The organism is Moorella sp. E306M, from assembly GCF_006538385.1.
Taxonomy (GTDB): domain Bacteria; phylum Bacillota; class DSM-521; order Neomoorellales; family Neomoorellaceae; genus Neomoorella.
Map to the genome: position 1 here is coordinate 1362975 of NZ_BJKO01000001.1, position 22433 is coordinate 1385407.

General features: G+C 59.0%; 19 protein-coding genes. 14 read left to right on the forward strand and 5 right to left on the reverse strand.

Annotation, left to right across the window (positions count from 1 at the left end; genetic code table 11):
* The first annotated feature begins 3 nt into the window (after positions 1 to 3).
* The 8 genes from murA (at position 4) to FLZ89_RS07340 (ending at position 9845) form a co-directional block, all read left to right on the forward strand.
* Positions 4 to 1260, forward strand: coding sequence for a UDP-N-acetylglucosamine 1-carboxyvinyltransferase (gene murA / locus FLZ89_RS07305; RefSeq protein WP_141304697.1), 1257 nt, complete (start codon positions 4 to 6; stop codon positions 1258 to 1260).
* 135 nt (positions 1261 to 1395) lie between these two features.
* Positions 1396 to 2376 (forward strand): stage II sporulation protein D, encoded by a 981-nt coding sequence (gene spoIID, locus FLZ89_RS07310; protein WP_141304698.1) that lies wholly within the window; start codon positions 1396 to 1398, stop codon positions 2374 to 2376.
* Positions 2377 to 2488: 112 nt separating this feature from the next.
* The gene (locus FLZ89_RS07315; protein ID WP_141304699.1) at positions 2489 to 3232 is read left to right on the forward strand and encodes a M23 family metallopeptidase; all 744 of its coding nucleotides are present in this window, start codon (positions 2489 to 2491) and stop codon (positions 3230 to 3232) included.
* A 62-nt stretch (positions 3233 to 3294) separates the two neighbouring features.
* Positions 3295 to 3552, forward strand: coding sequence for a sporulation transcriptional regulator SpoIIID (spoIIID, locus tag FLZ89_RS07320; protein ID WP_141263335.1), 258 nt, complete (start codon positions 3295 to 3297; stop codon positions 3550 to 3552).
* Positions 3553 to 3628: 76 nt separating this feature from the next.
* Entirely contained in the window at positions 3629 to 4663 is a 1035-nt protein-coding gene (locus FLZ89_RS07325; RefSeq protein ID WP_141304700.1) for a rod shape-determining protein, read from the forward strand.
* A 190-nt stretch (positions 4664 to 4853) separates the two neighbouring features.
* A complete protein-coding gene (locus FLZ89_RS07330; protein WP_172613491.1) occupies positions 4854 to 6026 on the forward strand; it encodes an efflux RND transporter periplasmic adaptor subunit in 1173 nt (390 codons plus the stop codon).
* A complete protein-coding gene (locus tag FLZ89_RS07335; protein WP_141304701.1) occupies positions 6023 to 9145 on the forward strand; it encodes an efflux RND transporter permease subunit in 3123 nt (1040 codons plus the stop codon). The genes FLZ89_RS07330 and FLZ89_RS07335 overlap by 4 nt, the downstream gene beginning before the upstream one ends.
* A gap of 118 nt (positions 9146 to 9263) precedes the next feature.
* On the forward strand, positions 9264 to 9845 hold the full coding sequence (locus FLZ89_RS07340) for a TetR/AcrR family transcriptional regulator (RefSeq protein ID WP_141263327.1): 582 nt from the start codon (positions 9264 to 9266) through the stop codon (positions 9843 to 9845).
* 140 nt (positions 9846 to 9985) lie between these two features.
* Here FLZ89_RS07340 and FLZ89_RS07345 read toward each other — a convergent pair whose 3' ends face one another.
* Positions 9986 to 10171: a hypothetical protein gene (locus FLZ89_RS07345; protein WP_141263325.1), complete on the reverse strand. Its 186-nt coding sequence runs from the start codon at positions 10169 to 10171 to the stop codon at positions 9986 to 9988.
* Positions 10172 to 10446: 275 nt separating this feature from the next.
* Here FLZ89_RS07345 and FLZ89_RS07350 point away from each other — a divergent pair, with 275 nt between their 5' ends.
* The 6 genes from FLZ89_RS07350 (at position 10447) to FLZ89_RS07375 (ending at position 17489) form a co-directional block, all read left to right on the forward strand.
* Positions 10447 to 11073: a copper amine oxidase N-terminal domain-containing protein gene (locus tag FLZ89_RS07350; protein ID WP_141304702.1), complete on the forward strand. Its 627-nt coding sequence runs from the start codon at positions 10447 to 10449 to the stop codon at positions 11071 to 11073.
* Between the two features lie 139 nt (positions 11074 to 11212).
* The gene (locus FLZ89_RS07355) at positions 11213 to 12175 is read left to right on the forward strand and encodes an LCP family protein (RefSeq protein ID WP_141304703.1); all 963 of its coding nucleotides are present in this window, start codon (positions 11213 to 11215) and stop codon (positions 12173 to 12175) included.
* Positions 12176 to 12271: 96 nt separating this feature from the next.
* A complete protein-coding gene (locus FLZ89_RS07360; protein WP_141304704.1) occupies positions 12272 to 13003 on the forward strand; it encodes a WecB/TagA/CpsF family glycosyltransferase in 732 nt (243 codons plus the stop codon).
* Positions 13004 to 13086: 83 nt separating this feature from the next.
* Positions 13087 to 16818, forward strand: coding sequence for a S8 family serine peptidase (locus FLZ89_RS07365; protein WP_141304705.1), 3732 nt, complete (start codon positions 13087 to 13089; stop codon positions 16816 to 16818).
* Positions 16819 to 16882: 64 nt separating this feature from the next.
* A complete protein-coding gene (locus FLZ89_RS07370) occupies positions 16883 to 17128 on the forward strand; it encodes a toxin HicA (RefSeq protein ID WP_062280629.1) in 246 nt (81 codons plus the stop codon).
* On the forward strand, positions 17121 to 17489 hold the full coding sequence (locus tag FLZ89_RS07375) for a type II toxin-antitoxin system HicB family antitoxin (RefSeq protein WP_141304706.1): 369 nt from the start codon (positions 17121 to 17123) through the stop codon (positions 17487 to 17489). The genes FLZ89_RS07370 and FLZ89_RS07375 overlap by 8 nt, the downstream gene beginning before the upstream one ends.
* A gap of 576 nt (positions 17490 to 18065) precedes the next feature.
* On the opposite strand, the gene FLZ89_RS07380 is transcribed toward FLZ89_RS07375, so the two are convergent.
* The 4 genes from FLZ89_RS07380 to FLZ89_RS07395 form a co-directional block, all read right to left on the reverse strand.
* Positions 18066 to 19775: an IS200/IS605 family accessory protein TnpB-related protein gene (locus FLZ89_RS07380; protein ID WP_141304707.1), complete on the reverse strand. Its 1710-nt coding sequence runs from the start codon at positions 19773 to 19775 to the stop codon at positions 18066 to 18068.
* Positions 19738 to 20403: an IS607 family transposase gene (locus tag FLZ89_RS07385; RefSeq protein WP_141304708.1), complete on the reverse strand. Its 666-nt coding sequence runs from the start codon at positions 20401 to 20403 to the stop codon at positions 19738 to 19740. The genes FLZ89_RS07380 and FLZ89_RS07385 overlap by 38 nt, the downstream gene beginning before the upstream one ends.
* A 150-nt stretch (positions 20404 to 20553) precedes the next feature.
* Positions 20554 to 21636 (reverse strand): zf-HC2 domain-containing protein, encoded by a 1083-nt coding sequence (locus tag FLZ89_RS07390; protein ID WP_141304709.1) that lies wholly within the window; start codon positions 21634 to 21636, stop codon positions 20554 to 20556.
* An 11-nt stretch (positions 21637 to 21647) separates the two neighbouring features.
* Entirely contained in the window at positions 21648 to 22250 is a 603-nt protein-coding gene (locus tag FLZ89_RS07395; RefSeq protein WP_373995603.1) for an RNA polymerase sigma factor, read from the reverse strand.
* Between the last annotated feature and the right edge of the window lie 183 nt (positions 22251 to 22433).

The window sequence follows — 22433 nt, forward strand, 5'->3', positions numbered from 1 at the left end:
AAATTGGAGGCAATCGTCATTCAAGGCCGGTCGCGCCTTCAGGGACGGGTAGCCATCAGCGGCGCCAAAAATGCTGTGCTACCCATTATTGCAGCCTGCCTGCTTACTGAGGATGAATGTTACCTGGAGGATATCCCCCGCCTGGCTGATGTAGATACCATGTGCGGGGTTATTGGTGAAATGGGGGCCGAAGTTTATCCCGAAGGGGTAAAGGGTTTAAGGGTGGCCGCCGCATCTTTAAAGGGAGTAGAGCCACCCTATGAATTTGTCCGCCGCATGCGGGCTTCCTTCCTGGTTATGGGGCCGCTCTTGGCGCGCCTGGGCCGGGTGAGGGTCTCCCTGCCCGGCGGTTGTGCCATAGGCGCCAGGCCTATTGACCTGCATCTTAAAGGCATGGCCGCCCTGGGGGCCAGCATTCATGTCAACAACGGCAACGTTGAGGCCGAGGCCGGGCGCCTGAAGGGAGCGTCCATTTACCTGGATTTTCCCAGCGTCGGGGCAACGGAAAACATCATGATGGCCGCCGCCCTGGCCGAAGGGACGACGATCATTGAGAACGCCGCCGGCGAGCCCGAGATCGTCGACCTGGCCAACTTCATCAACGCCATGGGCGGGCGTATCAGCGGCGCCGGTACCAGGGTTATCAAGATCGAAGGTGTCAGGGAACTCCACGGCGCCCGCCACGCAGTCATTCCCGACCGGGTAGAGGCCGGCACCTTCATGATCGCCGCAGCCGCCACCGGGGGCGACGTGTTCCTGGAAAACGTCATCTCCACTCATTTGAAGGCCGTCATGGCCAAGCTGGCGGAAGCCGGAGCCGAACTTTCCGAGGAGGACGGCGGTATCAGGGTGCGGGCGGAACTGCCCCTGAAGGCTGTAGACATCAAGACCATGCCTTATCCTGGCTTTCCCACGGACATGCAGGCCCAGTTCATGGCCCTTCTTACGACGGCCCGGGGCAGCAGCGTCGTCACCGAGACGGTCTTTGAAAACCGCTTCATGCATGTCAATGAGCTAAAGCGCATGGGAGCCAGCATCTTCATCGAGGGCCATTGCGCCGTGGTGAAAGGCAGGGAAAAGCTTACCGGGGCGCCGGTCAAGGCCACCGACCTGCGGGCCGGTGCCGCCCTGGTTATAGCCGGACTTATGGCTGAGGGAGAGACGGTGATTTCCTGCGTCCATCATATTGACCGGGGCTATGAGGACCTGGTGGGCAAACTCCAGGCCCTGGGAGCGAAGATAAGCCGGAAAGAAAGGTAGAGATATCCGGCCTGGCGTCGGATTATCGTTTTTATACTGACCGCCCTTACCAGGGGCGGTCTTTTTTTGGTCAAGCCCTCATATACATGGACATAGCAGGTGGACAAAACCTCAAGCCGCCGGAGGGGGAGCACCATGCGTAAAGTAATGGGCATTTTCATTATCCTTATTTTTGCGGCCGTAATTATCGTACCGGCCATGATTATCGAAGGTATACGTCTTTTTCAGCCGCCGGTCCAGGTCCAGGCGGGGCAACAACTGGTACGGGTCTACTTTCACCAGAGCGATGACATCAAGATCATGCCCCTGGAACAGTATATAATCGGGGTAGTAGCCGGGGAAATGCCGGCCAACTTTGAGCCGGAAGCCCTTAAAGCCCAGGCCGTGGCCGCTCGCACCTATACCCTCAAAAAGATAGAAGAAGCCAGGAACAAGCCCGACGACCACCATCCCGGCGCCGATATCTGCACCGACCCGGCCCACTGCCAGGCCTTTGCCGCTGATGACGTTTTGCGGCAACGCTGGGGTTTCTTTAATTTCTGGCGCTATAAAAGCAAAATCCAGGAAGCCGTCCGGGCTACCCAGGGGATGGTCCTGACCTACCAGGGTAAGCTCATTGACCCCGTCTACCATGCCAACAGCGGCGGCCGGACGGAAAGCGCTGCTGCCGTCTGGGGCCGGGACCTGCCCTACCTCCAGAGCGTATCCTCCCCCTGGGATAAGGAAGCCCCTCACTACCAGGCCACCATTGCCTTCACCCTGGAAGAAATGGACCGGAAGCTGGGGGTAAACCTCAAGGCCGTACCGGCGGCAGCTCTGGCTCCGTCCGGGGGTACGGCCATGAAGGTTCTGGAAAAGACCGCCACCGGTCGCATCAAGACCATAAAAATCGGCAACAAGACCTTTGCCGCCACCGAGTTACGACAGCTTCTGGGCCTGCCCTCAACCGATTTTACCTGGCAGGTCCAGGGGGACCGCATAATCTTCAATACTACCGGTTATGGCCACGGCGTAGGCATGAGCCAGTACGGCGCCAACGGTATGGCCAGGGAGGGTAAAAACTTCGCTGAGATTCTTACCTACTACTACCGGGGAGTAAAGATTGAAAACCGGTGAGGAATTATTTCGACAGCGAAGCATTTTGTAAGAACCGGCAGCGGCATGCGGGGAATAACAGGTATTAAATACCAGAAAATGGGGTAGAATCCAGCTGAGGTGATGCAACCACATGCTGAAGATTCTGGCCTCATGGAAAAAACTTTTATCACGGAACCCCCTGGCCGGGCAGGAAAACCTGGGAAGGCTTGAGCGGGCATTAAAGCGTCGCGGCCTCTACCTGGCGCTGCTGGTCCTTCTCTTTGGCGGCAGCTACTACCTGGTTACCAACGACGCCGTGTTCAAAAAGCCCGCCGTCCAGACCTTCACCCTGGCCGGCCAACCGGCGGCCCCCCAGGGAGCGCCGGCGCCCCGGGAACCCCTTGCCGGCTCTACCACTGTACCGCCTGAACTCAAAGAGCAGACCGGGGCCCATGCTGCCCCGGCTACGGCAACGGAAGAGGACGGCCAAGCCGAGGCCCTGCCTTCCCTGGCCCTGCCCGTTGCCGGGAAAATAGGCAAGGGCTACGGCTTTACCTATGCCCCGGCCTTTGGCGATTACCGCTTCCACCCCGGTATAGACCTGGAAGCCCCTGCTGGCAGCGAGGTTAAAGCCGCCGCTGCCGGGGTAGTGAAGCAGGTAGAGCACAGCAACGCCTGGCGTTACCGCCTGAGCATCGACCTGGGCAACGGCTACCAGGCGGTCTATGCCCACTTAAGCAGCATCAAGGTCGCCAAGGGGGATAAGGTTCAGGCAGGTACCGTCCTGGGTGAGCTGGGTGATCCGGGCACGGCCGAAGCGGGGACCGCAGCCCACCTGCACCTGGAATTACTAAAAAACGGCAAAGCCATCGATCCGGTTTCCGCCCTGCAATAAGTTCTTTTTTCGGCAGCCTGCCAATAAAATTATAGCGGAGTTGAAATTGGGAGGCTGCCCCCATGCAGGATTATATCCAGGAGAGGGTATTGCAAATAGCCGCCTACATTGTGGAGTACCGCTGTACTGTCCGCCAGGCGGCTACTGTTTTTAATGTCAGCAAAAGCACTGTGCACAAGGATGTTACCGAACGCCTGCCGCGCCTTAATAACAACCTGGCCCGGGAGGTACGAGCGGTGCTCAACGCCAACAAGGCCGAACGGCACCTGCGGGGTGGGGAAGCTACCAGGAAAAAATATAAAGAACCCCGGGTTTCCTGAAAGAAAGACAGGAATTCTTTCCTCTTCTGGAGAATAATTAACAAGATTGCCATGGGAGAGGAAAGGAGCAGGAGTAATGTTCGGCCTGGGTCATCAGGATATCGGCATCGATTTGGGGACAGCCACTGTTCTGGTATATGTGCAGGGTAAGGGGATTGTGTTACGGGAACCTTCGGTGGTAGCCTTTAACCGGGATAACGGTCAGATTTTTGCCGTCGGGGAAGAAGCCCGGCGTATGCTTGGCCGGACACCGGGAAATATTATCGCCCTGCGCCCTTTGAGGGATGGGGTAATTGCCGACTACGACAGTACCGAAAAAATGTTGCGCTACTTTATAGAAAAAGCCTGCGGCCGCCAGGGACTCCTCCGGCCGCGGGTAATGGTCTGTATCCCCTCCGGGGTTACCAGCGTGGAGGAGCGGGCGGTCCGCCAGGCGGCCCTCCAGGCCGGGGCCAGGCAGGCCTATGTCATTGAAGAACCCCTGGCGGCGGCCCTGGGGGCCGGCCTGGACATTGCCGAACCCAGCGGTTCCATGGTGGTAGATATCGGCGGGGGGACCACCGACATCGCCGTTCTCTCCCTCGGGGGTATTGTCTGCAGCAATTCTTTGCGGGTGGCCGGGGACAAGTTCGATGAAGCCATTGTCCGTTATATCCGCCGCGAGCACAACCTGATGATCGGCGAGCGCAGCGCCGAGGAATTAAAAATCAACATTGGCACGGCCCATCCTTCGTCCCGGGCTGAAGCCAGTATGGATGTCCGCGGCCGCGACCTGGTAACCGGCCTGCCCAAAACGGTAAATATCACTTCCAGGGAAATCTATATTGCCATCCAGGAGCCCCTGCAGCAGATAACCGGGGCAGTTAAAGAAGTGCTGGAAAAAACGCCGCCAGAACTGGCGGCGGACCTGGTGAACAAAGGCATCGTCATGACCGGCGGAGGCAGCCTCCTCCATGGCCTGGACATAACTTTAAGCGAAGAGACGGGACTACCGGTGCATGTGGCCGAGGACCCCGTCTCCTGTGTGGCCCTGGGGACAGGAAAAGCCCTGACCATGCTGGACGTCCTGCGGCAGAGCAACCCCTCAGAAAACCGGCGTCCGGGCCGGTGAGAATTTGTAAGAGGCAAGTAGATTGGCAGCGACTTGCCTCTTCTTATTTTATTATTTATTATATGCGAGAAATTTTGCGTCGAAATTGGAATGGCAAGCATTGATCACCTTACCACATGATGCTATTATAAAAACGTTATTATACTCCGACCGACCGTCCGGTCAATTTAAAGATGGGGGAGCTGTAACCGTGAGGCCAAAAAGGAACTTTACCGGTGTTGTCCTGGTCCTTTTCCTCCTGGCTGTAACTTTAGGTGGCTGTGGTAAAAATACGGCAGGCCAGGTGGAAACACCCAGGGTGCCGGTGGAAGTGGCACCTGTCAAACGGGGAAATATCGCCCAGCTGGCCCGGGTTACCGGGATAGTTCAGGCCGGAGCCACCGTCCAGGTGATGGCCGCCAGCGCGGGGAAGATAAAGTCGGTTCTGGTGGATGTCGGCGATAAAGTCTCCCGGGGCCAGGTAATCGCCGAGCTGGAAAACAGCGACCTGGAAGCGCGCCTGCAGCAGGCAAAGGCGAACCTGGAGCAGGCGCGCCTCGGCCTGGACCAGGCTGACGCCCGGGTGAAGCAGGCGGAAGTCAAGGCGGAGCTGGATGAGACCAACCTGAAGCGCACCCAGGCGCTGTTTGAACAGGGCGCAGCATCCCAGCAGCAGCTGGACGCCGCCCGCACAGCCGCGGCCGTCAGCCAGGAAGACCTGGCTGTAGCCCGCGCCGCCCTGGCGGCCGCCCAGGCCCAGGTCGCCGCGGCCGAGGCGGCCGTGCGCCAGGCCGAAGTAGCCCTGGAGAATACATACATCAAGGCGCCGGTGAGCGGGGAAGTAGCGGCGCGCCTGCTGGAGCCCGGCGCCCTGGCCCAGGGGGCGGTGGTCACCCTGGTGACCTCCGGCGAACGCCAGGTGGAGATTGGCGTTACCGAACAGGATGTCAACTACCTCCAGCCGGGCCGGGAGGTTACTGTGGAGGTGCCGGCTGCGGCAGAATCCTTGAAGGGGAGGGTCGCCAGCGTCAGCCCGGCAGCCGACGAACTTTCCCGCCTTTTTAAAGTCGAGGTCAGCCTTGTCAACGCCAAGCCGGCTGTCAGGCCGGGTATGGCCGCCACAGTTATCTACACCACCAGGCAGGTCAAAAACGCCCTTCTGGTACCCAAAAACGCCGTTATCAAGCGCGGCGCCCAGGACGTGGTCTATACAGTCGTTGAAGGCAAGGCGGCAGGTCGGGTAGTCACCACCGGTATAGCTGACGATAAAAACGTCGAGATCGTCAAGGGCCTGACTGACCAGGACAGCATTATAGTAAAAGGCCAGGACTTCGTCAGCGAAGGCCAGCCGGTGGAAGTCGTAAACGGGGGTGCAGGGGCATGAACTGGCTTCAGGCACTGGTCAGGCGGCCGGTAGCGGTAACCGTGGCCGTACTGGTAGCGTTTATCGTGGGAGCCGTGTCCCTATCGCGCCTGCAGATAGACCTCCTGCCCGATATGAACCTGCCCTACGCCGCGGTGATTACCACCTACCAGGGTGCCGGGCCGGAAGAAATCGAAAAGAGCATTACTAAACCCCTGGAAGACGTCCTGGGCACGGTCCAGGGAGTCAAAAATATCCAATCATACAGTATGTCCGGCACATCCGTTGTCCTGCTGGAGTTTAACTGGGGCCAGGATATGGATTTTGCGGCCCTGAATATGCGGGAGAAAGTCGACCAGACGGAGCGCTTTTTACCAGAGGCCGCCGACAAACCGATGGTAATGAAGTTTGACCCCAACATGATGCCCGTAATGACCCTGGCCATGTACGGCGCCCTGGACGAGCAGCAGCTGAAAGACCTGGCGGAAAACACCGTCAAGACGCGCCTTGAGCGCCTGGACGGCGTCGCCTCGGTAAATATCACCGGCGGCCTGGAGCGCGAGATCCAGGTGCTGGTAGACCCAGTCCGGCTGCAGCTCTACGGCCTGTCCATCAGCCAGGTGGTCCAGGCCCTGCAGGCGGAGAACAGCACCTTTTCCGCCGGCAAGGTCAGCGATGCCGGCAAGGACGTTCTGGTTCGGGTCGATGGCGAGTTTAAAGACCTGGACCAGATCCGCCAGGTGACCCTGACCACCGCCGCGGGGACGGTGCGCCTGGGCGATATAGCGGAAGTGCGGGATTATCATGCCGAGCGGCAGAACTATGCCCTGTTCAACGGCCGGCCGGCCATCGGCCTGTCTATCCAGAAACAGACCAGCGGCAATACGGTGCAGATCGCCCATGCTGTAAAACAAACTGTCAGGGAACTGCAAAAGGAGCTGCCGCCGGGGGTAACCCTGGAGCCGGTTGTCGACCAGTCCCGTTACATCGAAAGCGCCATCAACGGCGTTTACCGGGATATGCTGTATGGCGGGCTGCTGGCCATGCTTATTATTTTCATTTTCCTGCGGAACTTCCGCGCCACCCTGGTCATCGGCCTCACCATTCCCATCTCGGTAATTACGACTTTTGTTCTGCTCTATTTTGGCAAGATGACCCTCAATATGATGACCCTGGGCGGCCTCTCCCTGGGCATAGGCCGCATGGTCGACGACGCCATTGTCGTCTTTGACAACATCTACCGCCACCGCCAGGAGGGCCGGGAAGCTATGGCAGCGGCCGTCTCGGGGACCCGGCAGGTGACCACGGCCGTGGTGGCCTCCACCCTGACTACCGTATCTGTCTTTTTGCCCATCGCCTTTATTGAGGGATTGGCGCGGGAAATCTTCGGCCCCCTGGCCCTGGCGGTGGTCTGCTCCCTGATGGCTTCCCTGGCAGTTTCCATGACCGTCACCCCCACTGTGGCAGCCCGCCTCCTGGCCGGCACCCTGCCACCGGAGGCCACGACAGCCCGGAGTTTCTGGCAGAGCCTGGTTAACGGTCTGTGGCTGGCGCGTTTAAGCAATGCTTACAGCCGCTTCCTGAACTGGGCCCTGGGACACCGTAAAACTGTCATTGCGGTGGTAATCCTTATTTTTGCTGGGAGCCTGGCGCTGATACCCCTGGTGGGGGTAGAGTTTATGCCTGCCACCGATGAAGGAACAATCAACGTATCCATCGAGCTCCCCAAAGGGTCGGCCCTGGAGGCCACCGCCGCGGTGGCCGACCAGGTGGTGCAGGTGGCCCAGCAACAGCCGGAGGTCCAGAGCATCTACCAGCAGATCGGCAGTACCGGCGGCAGGGCCAGCTTTATGAGCGGTGAGACGCCGGAGGCAGCCAGCATCAGCATCAACCTGGTACCGCTGGAGGAGCGCCGTCGCAGTTCGACCGACGTGGCAGCGGCTATCCGGGCGCAGGTCCGGAAAATTGCGGGCGCCAGGATTAACGTCACTACCTCTTCCAGCTTCGGTGGGGCGATGAGCGGCGCGCCGGTGCAGGTCGACATTCACGGACCCGACCTGGAGCGCCTCAAAGAGCTTGCTGATACGGCGCAACAGCTGGTGGCCGCCGTGCCGGGCGCGGTAGGCGTGGAAAACAGCCTGGCTAAAGGCCGGCCCCAGGTAGAGATCACCGTCGACCGGGAAAAGGCCGCCCTGTACCGGCTGGGGGTGGGGCAGGTCGGTGCGGTGGTGGCCACGGCCGTAGGCGGCACGGTAGCCACCCGCTACCGCACCGGCGGTGACGAATACGACATCCGCGTCATTCTGCCGGAAGCCAGCCGTCGCAGTATTGCCGACCTGGAGAATCTCACGGTTCTGTCCCCTCTGGGGGTACAGGTGCCTTTAAAAGAGATCGCCAGCCTCAAGCTGGACACCACTCCCAGCACCATCAACCGCTACAACCAGGACCGGGTGGCCAGTATCACCGCCAATTTGAGCGGGACGCGCCCCCTCGCGGACGTGCTGCGCGACGTCCGGGCGCAGATGGCCCGACTGGAATTGCCCCCGGGCTACAGCATCGAGTATACCGGCCAGAACGAGATGATGACTGAGACCTTCGGCCAGCTGGGCCTGGCCATGGTTATGGCCATAATCCTGGTCTACCTGGTCATGGCCGCCCAGTTTGAATCCTTCTTCCACCCCTTTATCATTATGTTTTCCATCCCGGTGTCTTTAACAGGGGTGGTACTGGCCCTGCTGGCAACGGGAAGAACTTTCAACGTCGTCGCCTTTATCGGGATCATCATGCTGGCCGGCATTGTACTCTCCAACGCCATTGTCCTGGTGGACTACATCAACATCCTGAGGCGGGAAGGCGTGCCGCGGCAGGAGGCTATCTTGACGGCCGGCCGCACCCGCCTGCGGCCCATCCTGATGACGGCCCTGACCACAATCCTCGCCATGCTGCCTCTCGCTACCGGCATCGGCGAAGGGGCCGAAATGGAAGCCGGCCTGGCTACGGCCGTTATCGGCGGCCTCCTGGCATCTACGCTGCTGACCCTGGTCCTGATACCGGTATTGTATACCGTCTTAGAGGACCTGGGGCAGCGCCTGGCCCGCTTGCTGCGGCCGGCGCGGCGCCGGCAGGGGGTAGGGGTATAAGGCCGCCGGTTCGCCGGCAGATTCCGGCGGCGGGGCAAACCGCCGCCGGCACCGCCCGCCTGCGGCCGGAAATGTAAATAGCAGGTATGGAAAACACGGAAAAGGAGAGGGGAGAGATATGACCCGCGCGACAGGCGACAAGCGCCAGCAGATCCTGGCCGCCGCCACCGAGATCTTTGCCGCCCGCGGCTTTTACCAGGCTAAAATAGCCGACATCGCCGCGGCCGCCGGGGTGGGGAAGGGGACCGTCTACGAGTATTTCCGCAGCAAAAAGGATCTCTTCCAGCAGCTGCTGCTGTATCTTTCCAACACCTACCTGGACCGCCTGCAGCAAGTGAGCCAGGAGCCGACCCTGGCCGGGTTCCTGGAGCGCCTTTTCAGGGAAAGCCTGAGCGAGTTCCAGGCTCACCGGGAAATTGCCAGAATTCTCTTGAGCGATCACCCGCCCATCGACGCCGCCACCCAGCGGCTGCTTTTCGCCACCCAACAAGAGAAGCTGCACCGCCTGGCGCTTTATCTCCAGGTTGCCGGGAAACGAGGAGAGATGCGCCCGGTGTCGCCCCGGCTGGCCGCCAACCTGATCTTGGGTTTCATCGCTGCCCTGGGCCACCAGCTTTTCTTTGAAAGCGATACTGATTTCGATCCGGCCAGCATCGCCAGCGCAGCCACGGAGATGATTCTCCAGGGTATCGGCGGCTAGGGAAAGCGGAACTGTCCGGGCCGCCGAGCGCCTGCAGCCCGGCATGGCTCCTGATCCCACCGCCTCACCCGGGCGCTTGCCCTACCTGCCCCGGGCCGGTAAGTAAAAAGCGCGGTCGTAAACCGCGCCTTTTACTCCTCCTAGACCACATTTCGCTTGGGAAGCCTTGCCCGGGGTCTGCTTTTGCTTTTGCCCAGTTCAAGCTGCTCGTCGATGTCCATAATCCTGACGAGCAGGTGGGGCCGCTCTCTTTCCGAAGCATAGGCCCACTGTTCCAAGAGCGCCTTGCGTTCGCGGAGGAGATTGCGCTGGATGTCCTTTAACATTTTTATGCCTCCCTTCTTCGTTATAAATAAGTAAACCGGGGGAATTGCAGGAAACTAGATTCTTTTGCTAAATAGTATCTCTCGTTGCCCCCGTTTTTATTATACCATAAAGACAGGTACTTTGTGAATTATAGCTTGATAAAAAATTGCAATTATTTCTCCTCGTCAGGACAAAAAAATGCTAACAGGAATCTAGCCCTTTGTGTCGAATTAGACTTAGATAAACCTTAAGCGAGCTTTTGTGACCAAGTTATTTCCGGGAGGAGCCCTGGAGAATGGAGCGTTCTTCCTTACGTAACTGGAAAATAGCCCTGCCCCTGGTCCTGCTAATGGCTGCCGGCATTTATTTTACCGGCCGGTCAGTCCAGGCCGGAGGACCGGAGCCGGGCAGCAGCCAGGACCCCCTGGTGACTAAATCTTATGTCGACAATTATATCAACAGCCGCGTTCGGGAACTGCGGGGGCAGCTTGATAACATAAACAGGCAGATTGCCGAGCTGGAAGCCAGGGTAACGGCCCTGGAGCAGCGGCCGGTGATTAAGTTAACAATCGGCAGCAAAACGGCCTATGTAGGCGGCACCGCCAAACAGCTGCCGGTTGCTCCCTACCAGACGGGCAACGGTACCTCCATGGTTCCCTTCCGCTTTATCGGCGAGGCCCTGGGGGCTAAAGTTGATTATAATGCAGCGACGCAAACTGTCAGTTATACCACGGCAGCACATTCCGTTATACTGAAAATCGGTACTCTGAGCGGTACCTTTGACGGCCGGAAAGTCGACATTCCTGCGCCGGCCACCTTGATAAACGGGACGACCATGGTGCCGGTGCGGGTCATCAGCCAGGGTCTGGGAGCCAGGGTGGATTGGGATCAGGCTACGATGACCATTACCATCAGGCCATGACTTTAGAATCTGTGCAGGTACGGCAGAAGCAACGTAAAGGGCGCGTCAGGCGCCCCTTCCTATGTCACGGCGAAAAATTTTTGCAGGCAGGGGAACCCGAAAGGTTAATTTATCGTCTATAAGTTTGGAGGAAGAGTTCATGGCGACACCAGACCAGTATCAAACCGAATTCTGGGGTGAAAGGTCGGCCCTGGCCAGGCGCCGCCGCCGCAGCTCCCTTCATTTGATTTTGGGTTTAATGCTGCTGGCCTTTTTTACCTTTGGCGTCTTCGCCTTTGCCGGTTACCGGCTGGCCAACCTCTGGCTGACCGGGGGCCTGGCGACCGGCCAGGGGAATAAGGACGGCAGCGGCCTGGCCGAGGCGGCACCCGGCCGGCCCCAGACCATTTTGCTCATCGGCATCGACCGGCGCCAGCCCCAGGAGCCTTCCCGGTCCGATACCATTATCCTGGCGGTCCTCGATCCCGGGAAACCGGGGGTTGACCTCCTCTCCATACCGCGGGACACGCGGGTAAAAATACCCGGCCACGGCTATGATAAAATCAACGCCGCCCACGCCCTGGGCGGCCCGCAGCTGCTAATGGACACCATCAACGATTTCCTGGGCACCCATATCGAGAAGTATGTGGAAGTCGACTTCCAGGGGTTTGAAAAAATCATTGACATCCTGGGCGGCGTTGATATCGACGTGGACAAGCGCATGTATTACCCGGAAGAGGGCATTAATCTCCGCCCGGGATTCCAGCACTTGAACGGCCACGATGCCCTGGGCTACGTGCGTTATCGCTACGACCCGGAAGGAGACATCACCAGGATCGGCCGCCAGCAGAAATTTATCAAGGCCCTCATTGACCAGACCCTGAAACTAAGCACCATCCCTAAAATCCCAAAGCTGGTTAATGAAATCAGCAAGGAAGTCACGACCAACCTGAGCATTAAGGAAATGCTTTCCCTGGCGATAAGTATGAAGGATTTAAACGGCAGCGCCGTGACCTCATACTTGCTTCCCGGAGAAGGCAGGTACATCAACGGCATCAGCTATTACCTGGTCGACCAGAAAAAGCTGGCGGAAACCCTGGCCGCCATACCCAACCTGCGGTAAAGAAAGCCCGGCCGCTACTCTTAGCCGGCACCGGCCAGGCAGCAGGGAGAGGAAGGCCGGCCTCCGGCTATCCCTCACGAAGGAGAGGGCAGTATTATGTCAAGCTGCTATGTCCTGGGCAACCGGGTCGATCCCCTCACCCTGGCCGGGGCTGTGGCCAGGGTGGCAGAGTTTATCGCGGCCGGTAACCCCCACCATGTGGTGACGCTGAACGCGGAAATCGCCTACCGGGCCTACCGTGAGCCGGATCTCCGGGCCGTCATCAACCGCGCCCACCTGGTAACGGCCGACGGCGCCGGCATCCTCTGGGCGGCCCGCAAGCTGGGAACGCCGCTGCCGGAACGGGTTACGGGCATCGACCTCCTCCAGGCCCTGGCGGCAGAGGGCGCCCGCCGGGGCTGGCGTTTTTACCTCTACGGCGCCGCCCCCGGCGTGGCTGAGGCGGCGGCTGCCAGATTAGTCAGGGAACATCCCGGCCTGGTGGTGGCCGGCACCAGCCATGGTTACCTGTCAGCCCGGGAAATACCGGGACTTATAGAGGCTATCAAAGAAGCGCGACCCCATATTCTCCTTGTGGGCCTCGGCGCCCCGAAGCAGGAATACTGGATCGCCGGCCACCTCAAAGAGCTCCAGGTGCCGGTGGCCATGGGCGTGGGGGGAAGCTTCGATGTCCTGGCGGGACGGGCGCGGCGGGCACCGGCCTGGGTGCAGCGGCTGAACCTGGAATGGCTGTACCGGGTGCTCCAGGAGCCGGCAAGGGTCAAAAGAACGCTGGCCCTGCCGAAGTTTATGCTGGCAGTACTGCGGCAGGCCTGCAAAAAGGGCTGAGGCCCGTGCCTGCTATCGGCCGGGCCTGTTAATGTGACCACCACCGGGTTCACCGGCAGTTATACTCGGCAAGGAGTATACATATGGGCATAAGTTTACATAAAACAAAAACCGTTACCAGAGTGCTTGTCTTTTCTATGTTCCTGCTCCTGCTGGTTCTCCTGGGACCTCCCCCTGGGCGGCAGGGCCGGGGCTTCCTCACCGACCGCGCCGCGGATATCATCGGCGCCCGGCCCCTGGCGGCGCCGGGCCTGGTGGCACCGGCCGGTCTTACCGGCAAGGGCGAGATTGTGGGCCTGGCCGACAGCGGCCTGGATGTCGGTAGTGCGAGCGACATTCACCCCGACCTGCAGGGCGCTCCCGGCCAGATGCCCAAAGTGGTCATGCTCAAGAGCTGGGCGGGGAGGGAAAAGGCCGACGACCCTGTCGGCCACGGCACCCACCTGGCCGGTATTATCGCCGGTACAGGTGCGGCCTCAAACGATCAGTACCGCGGCATCGCCCCCGGGGCCAGCATCTATTTCCAGGGCCTGTTAAACTCCAGGGGGGAAATGGCGATCCCCGAAGACCTTTCCCGCCTCTTCCGCCCCGCCTATGAGGCCGGCGTCCGCATTCACGTCGACGGCTGGGGCGGCGGTCCCAACGCCTACCGCGACGCTGCCGCCCAGATTGACAGCTTTGTCCGCCAGTACCCCGACTTCCTTCCCATCTTCGGCGCCGGCAACAGCGGGCCGGTCCAGGGGTCCCTTACAACCGAAGCCAACAGCAAAAACGCCCTGGTGGTAGGGGCGAGCGAGTCCGTGCGCCCCGCTTTCAGCCCCGACGCCAATGATGCCAGCCGCCAGGCCGATTTCTCCAGCCGCGGCCCCACCGGTGACGGGCGCAATAAACCCGATCTCCTGGCGCCGGGTACGGGTATCGTCGCTCCCCGCTCCCGCCTGGTAGAAGGCAATTTCCCGCCCAATGCCAGCTATAACGTCCAGAGCGGCACCAGCCAGGCAGCGGCCGTGACCGGCGGTGCCGCGGCTATCTTACGCCAGTACCTGAAAACAAGGGGTTTTTCCGACCCCTCTGCGGCACTGTTGAAGGCCGCCCTGGTCAACGGCGCCTGGACGCCGCCGGAAGGGCCGACGGCTGCTTTTCCCGGCATCCTGGACCTGGCCGGAACTGTCCTGGCCCTGGAGGAAAAGAGCATGCACCTTGTGGATGCCGGAGAAGGCCTGGCAGCGGGGCAGGAGATGACCTTCCAGGTCGAAGTGAATGCCGCAGCTGCGCCTTTCAAGGCCACCCTGGCCTGGACCGACCCGGCACCGGCACCCGGAGCCGAGGCCGCCCTGGTCAATGACCTGGACCTGGTGGTAATTGCGCCCGACGGCCGCCAGTTTTTCGGTAATGATTATAACGATACCGGTAAAGCCGACCGCCGCAACAATCTGGAAAAAGTTTACATAAAAGACCCGGCCCCCGGCACTTACACCGTTAAAGTACGGGCCATAACCATCACCAAAAGCGCTCTGCCCGGGACCCGGCAGCCGGTCCAGGATTTTGCCCTGGCCTTCGGTCGGCCCCTGGAGCGGGGAGTGGTGGCCGGGGTAAACGGCAACAGCGTGATTTTAAGCGACGGCCGCACCATTACCGCCCCGCCAGGGGGCATCAAAAACTGCGTCGACGGCGCTGTGGCCCCGGCCGATAGCGCCTCCATCCTGCCGGGCTCCGAAGCCTACCTGGGGCCGCAAACCCTGTATATAGTAGGCCGTAGCTGGCAGGCCGCCGGCGTCCAGGCCCTGCAGACCGGCCAGGGCAGCCTGTTCCTGGAGATTAACAGCCAGGCCCGGACCGGCGGCTACTACTTCAATCCTGCCGGGAGTCTTTCCGTCAACGACCGTCCCGGCATAGCCGCGGACCTGCCGCCCGGCTTTTCCCTGGACGCCACCCTCAATCCGGCAACCCAGACTCTGTGGCGGGTCCGGACCGGCTATCAGGAAAAGGAAGGCATTCTCGCCCGCATTGACCTGGAAAAGCGAGAACTCTGGCTCCTGGGACGCGATGCCCCCTATACCTTCAGTCCGCATGTCGCCGTAACCTTTGCCGATAAACTGGTAGATGCCGGCAGGGAGGATCTCCCTTACGGCGCCGCCGGGCGGGCCGAAGCCGGGTCCCTGGTGCCGGGTATGGCCGTGCGCCTGGTTTTCGATCCGGCAACAGGCCTGGTGGAATACATCGCCGTAAAAAGAGAGCTGGCCCTGGGACAGGTGACCAGGGTTGAGGGCAATAGCCTCACCCTGGCCACCGGCGCCACCTATACCCTTTTTCCCGGCGCGCCCGTCAAGCGCGACGGCGAGCCGGCGCAGGTGGCCGCCGTCCGCCCCGGCGACTGGGCGGTTCTGAACCTTATGTCCGGCAGCCGGCAGATAATAGCCCTGACGGCTTACAGCAATGTCACTTACGGCCGCGTCCTCTATGTGAGCGCGAACCGGCGCAGCCTGTACCTCATGGATTATGCCAATCAGTTTCGGATTTACGGACTGGATGATAGCACGGAAGTATTTCGCTGGGGGCTCCCCGTCAGCGTCGCTACTTTAAGTCCGGGCGACTGGGTGCGCCTGACGATAGCTCCGGGAGGAGAAAAGGCCTGGCGCGCCGATATAGCTGCCCCGGCCGGTGAAACCGGTAAAGTCCTGGCCGGCGTTGACGGGCGGCAGGGCCTCCTGCGCACCGCCGACGGCGGCAGCTACTTTTTAAGCGACCGCACCCTGGTCACTCTAAACGGCTACCGGGTGGACGCTGCCGGCCTGCCGGCCTGGGTGCCCGTGACCCTTACCCTTCTGGAAGGGCCGGAAGGGTCCATCCTGGCCCGGGTAGCAGCTGCGAGCTTTCCCGCCAGCCGGCCGCCGGAACTGGCCGTCTCGGTCCTGCCACGGGAAACCGGCTTCATCCTTAAAGGGACCACTACCGCCAGCCGCCTGTATTTAAACTATGATGACGGCAGACAGGAGATAATTCCGCTGGATGCCAGGGGCAATTTCCAGTGGCCTTTATCAGGCGGGGAAAAAAGCGTCCTCCTGGTGGCCCTGGACCAGGCGACGAGCGGGGTGACGGGGCAGAAAATCGACCTGGAAAGCACGGTAGGAGAGGGTTTCTGGGATACCTTTGGCCACTGGGCGGAAGAGGACATCAAGAAAATGGCCGCCCGGGGTATACTGGAGGGCTATGAGGACGGCAGCTTTCGTCCGGACAGCCCGGTGCGGCGGGTGGAGCTGGTAGCCATGCTGGTCCGCCTGGCCGGCTGGGCGCCCGGCAGCGGGGAACCCCTGCCTTTCAGAGACGCGGCCGCCATCCCGGCCTGGGCGCAGGGCATTGTGGCCGCGGCCCGGACCCACGGCCTGGTAGCCGGCTATGAAGACGGCACCTTCCGACCGGACCGGCCCGTCAGCCGCGTGGAAGCGGCGGCCTTTTTCACCCGCTTTCTGGAGATCACCGGTAAAAATACTGACCGCGGCGACGCAACAGGTCCGGTCAACCCGGCTGCAGGAACGACCGCGCCGCTCCCGGCAGCTTCCCCGGCCGGACAGGCAGAAAACTCCCGGACGGGTGTATCTAACGCGGGCAGCCCCCTTACCGGCGCGGCATCTGGTACCTCCATGCCGGATTCCCTCCCCTTCCGCGACCGGGACGACGTCCCGGCGTGGGGCCGGGAGGCCGTGGCCCGCGCCTATACAAAAGGCCTCATGCGCGGCGTGGCGCCGGACGTCTTTGCCCCCCTCTCCCCCCTCACCCGCGCCCAGGCCGCGGCCGTCCTGGCACGGGTGAAATAAATATTCATTGCAGCATGCTATCTTATATGCTATCATAATTTAAGGACCGGAGGGATAATGCTTCATGGGCAAGCTTGAAAAATTGCTAGAAAAAATTAAAAGAAACCCCAAAACGGTCCGCTTTGACGAGATAGATAAGCTTCTGCAAAAAGCTGGTTTTATACGATCTCAGCCAGGTGGAGGATCAAGTCATTACATATACAGAAAGGGAAAATATAAGTTAGTAATACCTTATCGACAGCCATACGTATTACAAAGCTATGTAATAAGGGCTATTAAGCTTTTAGAGGGGGCAGATGAAGATGAGTAAAGATCTTCAATATTACTTGCAGTTGCCCTATAGAATAGTTCTTTATCCTTCGCCTGAAGGTGGTTATGCAGTAGAGATACCTGAGCTGCCAGGGTGCCTTTCCCAAGGGGAAACAAAAGAAGAAGCCCTGGCGATGATTGAAGATGCAAAACGTTGCTGGTTGATCGATGCTATGGAACATGGGGATCCAATTCCAGAGCCAACATCCGATGAGGAATATAGCGGCCGCATATTAATCCGCACTACCAGGTCTTTACACCGGGCGCTGGTTGAAAAGGCCAGAGAGGAAAATACCAGTCTTAATCAATTCATCAATTACCAGTTGGCTCGTGGAATTGGCTATAAGCCTGATAAGAGATAATGGGGAACGCCCTCGACCCCGGCAGGTAAGATATAGGTGAATATCATGGAGAATCGGTTGCCGTCGCTATACATTGAGAGTAGATCATTTAGCAAGCTCCTCCGGGGCTTGTCTATTTCTCTTAATAAAGTCTGCAGCTAAATGCTCCCATTTTCATTTTATAGCCTCTTTTTTCCAGAAGCTCGATTAAATAGGGAATATTTTACTAAGTGCTAATTTAATTTCTTCCATAGACATTGAATTACACCTGGTTCAAAAAACCTAACAATTCTTGACACATTATGTCAATCCTTATTAGGCGGCCTCCCCATGACCAGGCTTTTCGCTCCTTTCGGATTTGATTTGCCTGCCCCTGGGAGCAAGCTTCGCGACAGGGAGACCTCGGCCCCGGGAGTCTCACCCGGACGGGAGAACGGCACTTCACGGGCGCAAGGCGCGGCCTTAAGGAGAACCGTAAAAGTTCCCGCCTTGCGTCGACCGTCAAGCGGTCCAGCACTTTATTCTTTCAAGCGCCGGACGCCTCCGCGCGATCTGTTAGATACGGCCTACCGGTTTCTCCGATACCGGCTAACGGGGTCACCTACTCGATAAAGCGAGCTGCTTCAAGTCATGCCAGACTGAATAAAAGGATTCCTGTTTATAGCGGTCTAAACCGTTGTGAACGGGAACCTTTTCGTCCAGCCGCATGATTTGCTGCTTCACCTTTCGGGTCATCCCTTTTCCTTCCCCAGGCAAGGAATTCTCCTTTTGATTCAGCGACTCAATGACAGCTTGGATCTTTTGTTTTAACTCTTTTGTTATGCGTTCTTTAAAACCTATTGCCCGGCGGGCAATTGCCAATGCGGCGGCATGGTGGATAGTCACCCCATACCGCTCCATGTATTTCCAATAGCCGATGGTGGAAGTGTGGGCCGGCCGGACCGGTTTTACGCCTACACCTTCTTTGCAGGCTTTACGGACGACGGCTTCGGTTATCTTCCGGTAAGGAAAATTGGCCGCCATGCGATTGAACTTTTTATTGGTATCCAGCCGGTCTTTGCCGAAGCCCAGGTCTTCTATAGCGATAGATTTGCCTAAAACTTTGGCGATGTTCACCACTACCTGGGCCAGAACGCCGATGAGGTAAGTACGTCTAAAACTGCGGCTGTAAGCCAGTTCCGGCATCTTGATGTGAAGGAAGCCGTTCGGGTGTACTATCGTCTGAAACTCTCCGGCAAATTTGTGCAGGCCCTTCGGATAAGGTACAGCAAATCTTTCCGGCCAGGGCTCCGGCTGGCCGAAATAGTTGACGTTGACTAAAGCTACTCCGTCCGGGTTGGTGTCTAAGCCCAGATAACCCAGGTCGGGGTCCGTCACCAATTCAGGCACCTTTATGGTGAAGGCGATATGAACCCTGTACCGACCGTCCCGACCTTTGAACAGCTCTACTGTATAAGGCGCCCCTTTTAAAAGCAGTTCCCACACATTCAACCGGTGTTTCTCCGGCAGCCAGAGCTTCCCCGTCACCCGCGGAGCCCTGGTCATTATGGGCCTTCCTTTGCTGTCAGTACCTTTTTGCTCGGATAAATGGGAAATAGTGACTGCCAGGGTAAATCTCCCTTCCTGGTATGCCACCTTCATGTTGGGGTTGCCGCCTTTGGTTTCGTCGCCCCGGGCGTATAACCGGTTCTGCCGGGTGTGGCGCCATTCTTCCCGGCCGGCCTTGCCCCGGCAGACCTGCCGCCATAAAGAACGTCCCCCGAATACTACCTTGGGGATAGTGCCGTTGGCTTCATGTTTCTGGAGTTCGGCCAGTTTAGCGGCAAGCTTTTGGACCCGGGCCTTACGGCCGTGGAATGCCCGTTTGGCTTTTTCTATTTTTGCAGGATCATTAACCTTAATCGCTTTGTCCAGATCTTTTTCAGCCCAGCGGAGTTTCTTTTTAGCCCGGCTCAGTTTGGTTTCTGTTTCCTCGATTTCCAGCGCCAGGAGTTCCTTTTGCGTTTCTATGACAGCCCTCGCTTTCAGTATGGCATCGTCACAGTAGCGGGAATTTAAGCCGAATACCCGTTGGCCTTCTTGTTTGAGTTCTTCCCGGGAACGGCCTTCCATAAGCCGGTTGAAGGCCCAACGCTCGCAGGCGCAGAAAAGCCGCATCTCAGTATCCAGCGGATCTTCATCTCCCCGGCTCCATTTCTTAGACCGAAAAGCAGGGTAAACTTCCGGAAACCACTCGCCGCACACGGTGTACTTTAGGTCGTCGCCAGGTTCAATCGTTCTCTTTTTGTTCTTTCGCCGCTTTTTCATCTGGCTCCACTCCTGCGATTAGTTCCCGAAACCCTTGCCTCACTTTTTTGCCGCCCCTAGCCCCGTACAGCCGGGCTGAAAATGACGTGACTATAGACAGCAAATCCTTCACCAGTTCGCTTTGCGCGTCTTCCGGCTCTTTTTCCGCGATGGTGATTATTTCTACCCCGCAATACCTTAAGTGACGCTCGATATACCCGTAACCGAAACGGGCCAGCCGGTCGGGGTACTCGATAATAAGCTTTTGGTATTCACCCTGTTCGGCCAGTTTGAGTACGTTCGCTAAACCGCGGCGCTTCTGGTTCAGGCCGCTGGCTACGTCCGCGAATTCCGCCCTCACAATAAAGCCGTTTTCTTTGGCATACTGGCGCAGCCGTTCCATCTGCCGTTCCAGGTTGCCGGCATCAGCCTGCTTTTTTGTGGACACCCGGGCATACAGCACGACTGCTTCCTGTTCATTAGTCAATTGACCGGACTGCAAGAGCTTGTTTAGTTCATCCATAGAGTACCGGCGCTGGCCTCCAGGCAAACGGACAGGCTTGATTAAGCCCCGCTTTTCCCAGTTGCGCAGGCTGTTGGGATGGACGCCCAGTTTCTTTGCCGCTTTGCTGATGGTTAATAGTTCCATAAATTTATGTAAGCTTTTTTGTTATGTTTTGTCAATATTTATTAATCTGTTGGTAACTGTTACATACCTCCCTCAAACCATTATATAGTATATAGCCGCCATCAGCAAATAACATCTTGAATCCGGTAAATTAAGGGACCTCGCGGTCCCTTAATTCGTCTCCAGCCATAATATGATGGTGTGCTGTTTCGTTTCCTCTTCCCAGGTGCTGAGCTGTTGTTCCAGGGCTTTGGCTTCCTTAGCGAGTTTTTCTTTTTCCGCCGAATCGGCGGCGGCGTTCACCTGGGCCACCTTGGCCTGGTACTGCTCCAGGGTGGCGCTGAACTGCTCGGTCAGGTCCAGGGTGGTGGTATTTTTGGAGATCACCTGACCCAGCTGGCTCAGTCCGTCCAGGAGGGCAGCGGCCTGGCCTTCTGCTACCTTGAATGTGTAAATTATCCGTTTTTCCTGGCCGTTGTCCTGGTCGGCGATGACCTGGGTGTCCGCGCCGCTGCCGGCCGCCAGGCTCAAGGCCCTTGCCCTAGCCACTGCCATATCAGCCACCGTAATTTTAAGCATGGTGCTGGTCGCCTGGCGCCGGTCGCCCAAGAAGGCGCGGGCTACATAGGGTTCAGCTGCAGCTACCTGCGCGGGCTGCCCGCCAGAATTGCCGTTGCCTGTAGGTGTAACCGCTCCGTCGGCGGGTTTGGAAGACTCTTTGCCGCTGCTGGCGATCACTGGTGCCGTGTCTTTACCGGGCGTTTCACCGCCACCAGGCTGCCGGCCGTCTGGCTTTACCGTCTGGCTGGTCCCGCTGTCCGGCAGCAAATTTGACGCCGGCGGCTCCGCGTTCGGAACGGGGTTGTCAACAGCTACCTGCCGGCCATCGCTGTGCTGCACACTGGCTACAGGTGCAGGCAAGTGCTGCCATATTCCCCGGGCGGCGTAGCCGATAGAGCCGGCGGCCAGTACAGCCACGGCTGCAGCGGCAGCCGCCCAGCGCCGGATACCTCGCCAGGGCCGGACCCTTTGCCGTTCCGCCAGCCTGGCGTTGGCCGCCGTAGCAAACCCCGGCGGCGCCGCCACCGGCGCCTTCAACCCCTGCAGCGCCAGGGAAAGCTTTCGCCAGCGGGCCAGTTCCTCCCGGCAGGCCGGGCAGCCTTCCAGGTGCTGCTGTAAAACTTCCATTTCTTCTGTGGCGAGTTCCCCGTCCAGGTAGGGCGAGAAAAACTCCCGCGCTTCACGGCACTGCATAACCTCTCACCTCAAGTCCGCCCGTGCCCGGGCGGCTTCTCCTCTGCCATCTGCGTTACTTTCTCTCTCATAGCCTGCCGCGCCCGGTTGAGGCGCGATTTCACCGTCCCCGGCGGGCAGCCCAGCAGGGACGCAATTTCCTCATAGCTGTAACCCTGCAGTTCCCGCAGCACCAGCACCGCCTGGTACTCCGCCGGCAGCTGCCTTAAGGCCCGCCGGACAAGGCCCTGCACTTCCAGCTCCTCCATCAGCTCCTGGGGGTCGCCCCCGGCAGCGGCCACTTCCCTGGTGACCTCGCCCTCGCCCGTATCCAGGGGGGCGTCCAGGGAAACCGCCGGGTGGCGGGCCGTTTTCCGGCGCAGGTTTAAAAATAAATTTACGGTGATGCGGTGCAGCCAGGTGCCCGGGTCGGCCTCGTACCGGAACTTATCCAGCCCCATGTAGGCCCGGACAAAAACCTCCTGGGCCAGGTCCTGGGCATCGGTATGGTTGCCCGTCAGCTGGTAGCTCAAATTATATACTCTATCTTGATAGGTCAGGACCAGTTCTTCAAAGGAAACAGCGCCATTCTTTTTGCCAGGCGCTTTTTTACTCCCAAGGTTCAAGAAGAACACCCCTGGAGGCCCGGTATTACCCGGACACTTATTAGACAACATTGAAGGACAAAAAGTTCCCATTTTGCATTTCTAGTATATTATAGCCACGGGTCCCCTGCAACCTGGCAAATAATGTATTTAGCTTTTATTTATTCCCTGTTAAATAAACTTAATTGCTGATCCGGACCCACGCCGTACCCT

Bases quoted from the DNA above. Each gene is read 5' to 3' on its own strand.
- spoIID (WP_141304698.1), top strand. From the start codon at position 1,396: ATGCGTAAAGTAATGGGCATTTTCATTATCCTTATTTTTGCGGCCGTA.
- FLZ89_RS07315 (WP_141304699.1), top strand. From the start codon at position 2,489: ATGCTGAAGATTCTGGCCTCATGGAAAAAACTTTTATCACGGAACCCC.
- spoIIID (WP_141263335.1), top strand. From the start codon at position 3,295: ATGCAGGATTATATCCAGGAGAGGGTATTGCAAATAGCCGCCTACATT.
- FLZ89_RS07325 (WP_141304700.1), top strand. From the start codon at position 3,629: ATGTTCGGCCTGGGTCATCAGGATATCGGCATCGATTTGGGGACAGCC.
- FLZ89_RS07335 (WP_141304701.1), top strand. From the start codon at position 6,023: ATGAACTGGCTTCAGGCACTGGTCAGGCGGCCGGTAGCGGTAACCGTG.
- FLZ89_RS07340 (WP_141263327.1), top strand. From the start codon at position 9,264: ATGACCCGCGCGACAGGCGACAAGCGCCAGCAGATCCTGGCCGCCGCC.
- FLZ89_RS07345 (WP_141263325.1), bottom strand. From the start codon at position 10,171: ATGTTAAAGGACATCCAGCGCAATCTCCTCCGCGAACGCAAGGCGCTC.
- FLZ89_RS07350 (WP_141304702.1), top strand. From the start codon at position 10,447: ATGGAGCGTTCTTCCTTACGTAACTGGAAAATAGCCCTGCCCCTGGTC.
- FLZ89_RS07355 (WP_141304703.1), top strand. From the start codon at position 11,213: ATGGCGACACCAGACCAGTATCAAACCGAATTCTGGGGTGAAAGGTCG.
- FLZ89_RS07360 (WP_141304704.1), top strand. From the start codon at position 12,272: ATGTCAAGCTGCTATGTCCTGGGCAACCGGGTCGATCCCCTCACCCTG.
- FLZ89_RS07365 (WP_141304705.1), top strand. From the start codon at position 13,087: ATGGGCATAAGTTTACATAAAACAAAAACCGTTACCAGAGTGCTTGTC.
- FLZ89_RS07370 (WP_062280629.1), top strand. From the start codon at position 16,883: ATGGGCAAGCTTGAAAAATTGCTAGAAAAAATTAAAAGAAACCCCAAA.
- FLZ89_RS07375 (WP_141304706.1), top strand. From the start codon at position 17,121: ATGAGTAAAGATCTTCAATATTACTTGCAGTTGCCCTATAGAATAGTT.
- FLZ89_RS07380 (WP_141304707.1), bottom strand. From the start codon at position 19,775: ATGAAAAAGCGGCGAAAGAACAAAAAGAGAACGATTGAACCTGGCGAC.
- FLZ89_RS07385 (WP_141304708.1), bottom strand. From the start codon at position 20,403: ATGGAACTATTAACCATCAGCAAAGCGGCAAAGAAACTGGGCGTCCAT.
- FLZ89_RS07390 (WP_141304709.1), bottom strand. From the start codon at position 21,636: ATGCAGTGCCGTGAAGCGCGGGAGTTTTTCTCGCCCTACCTGGACGGG.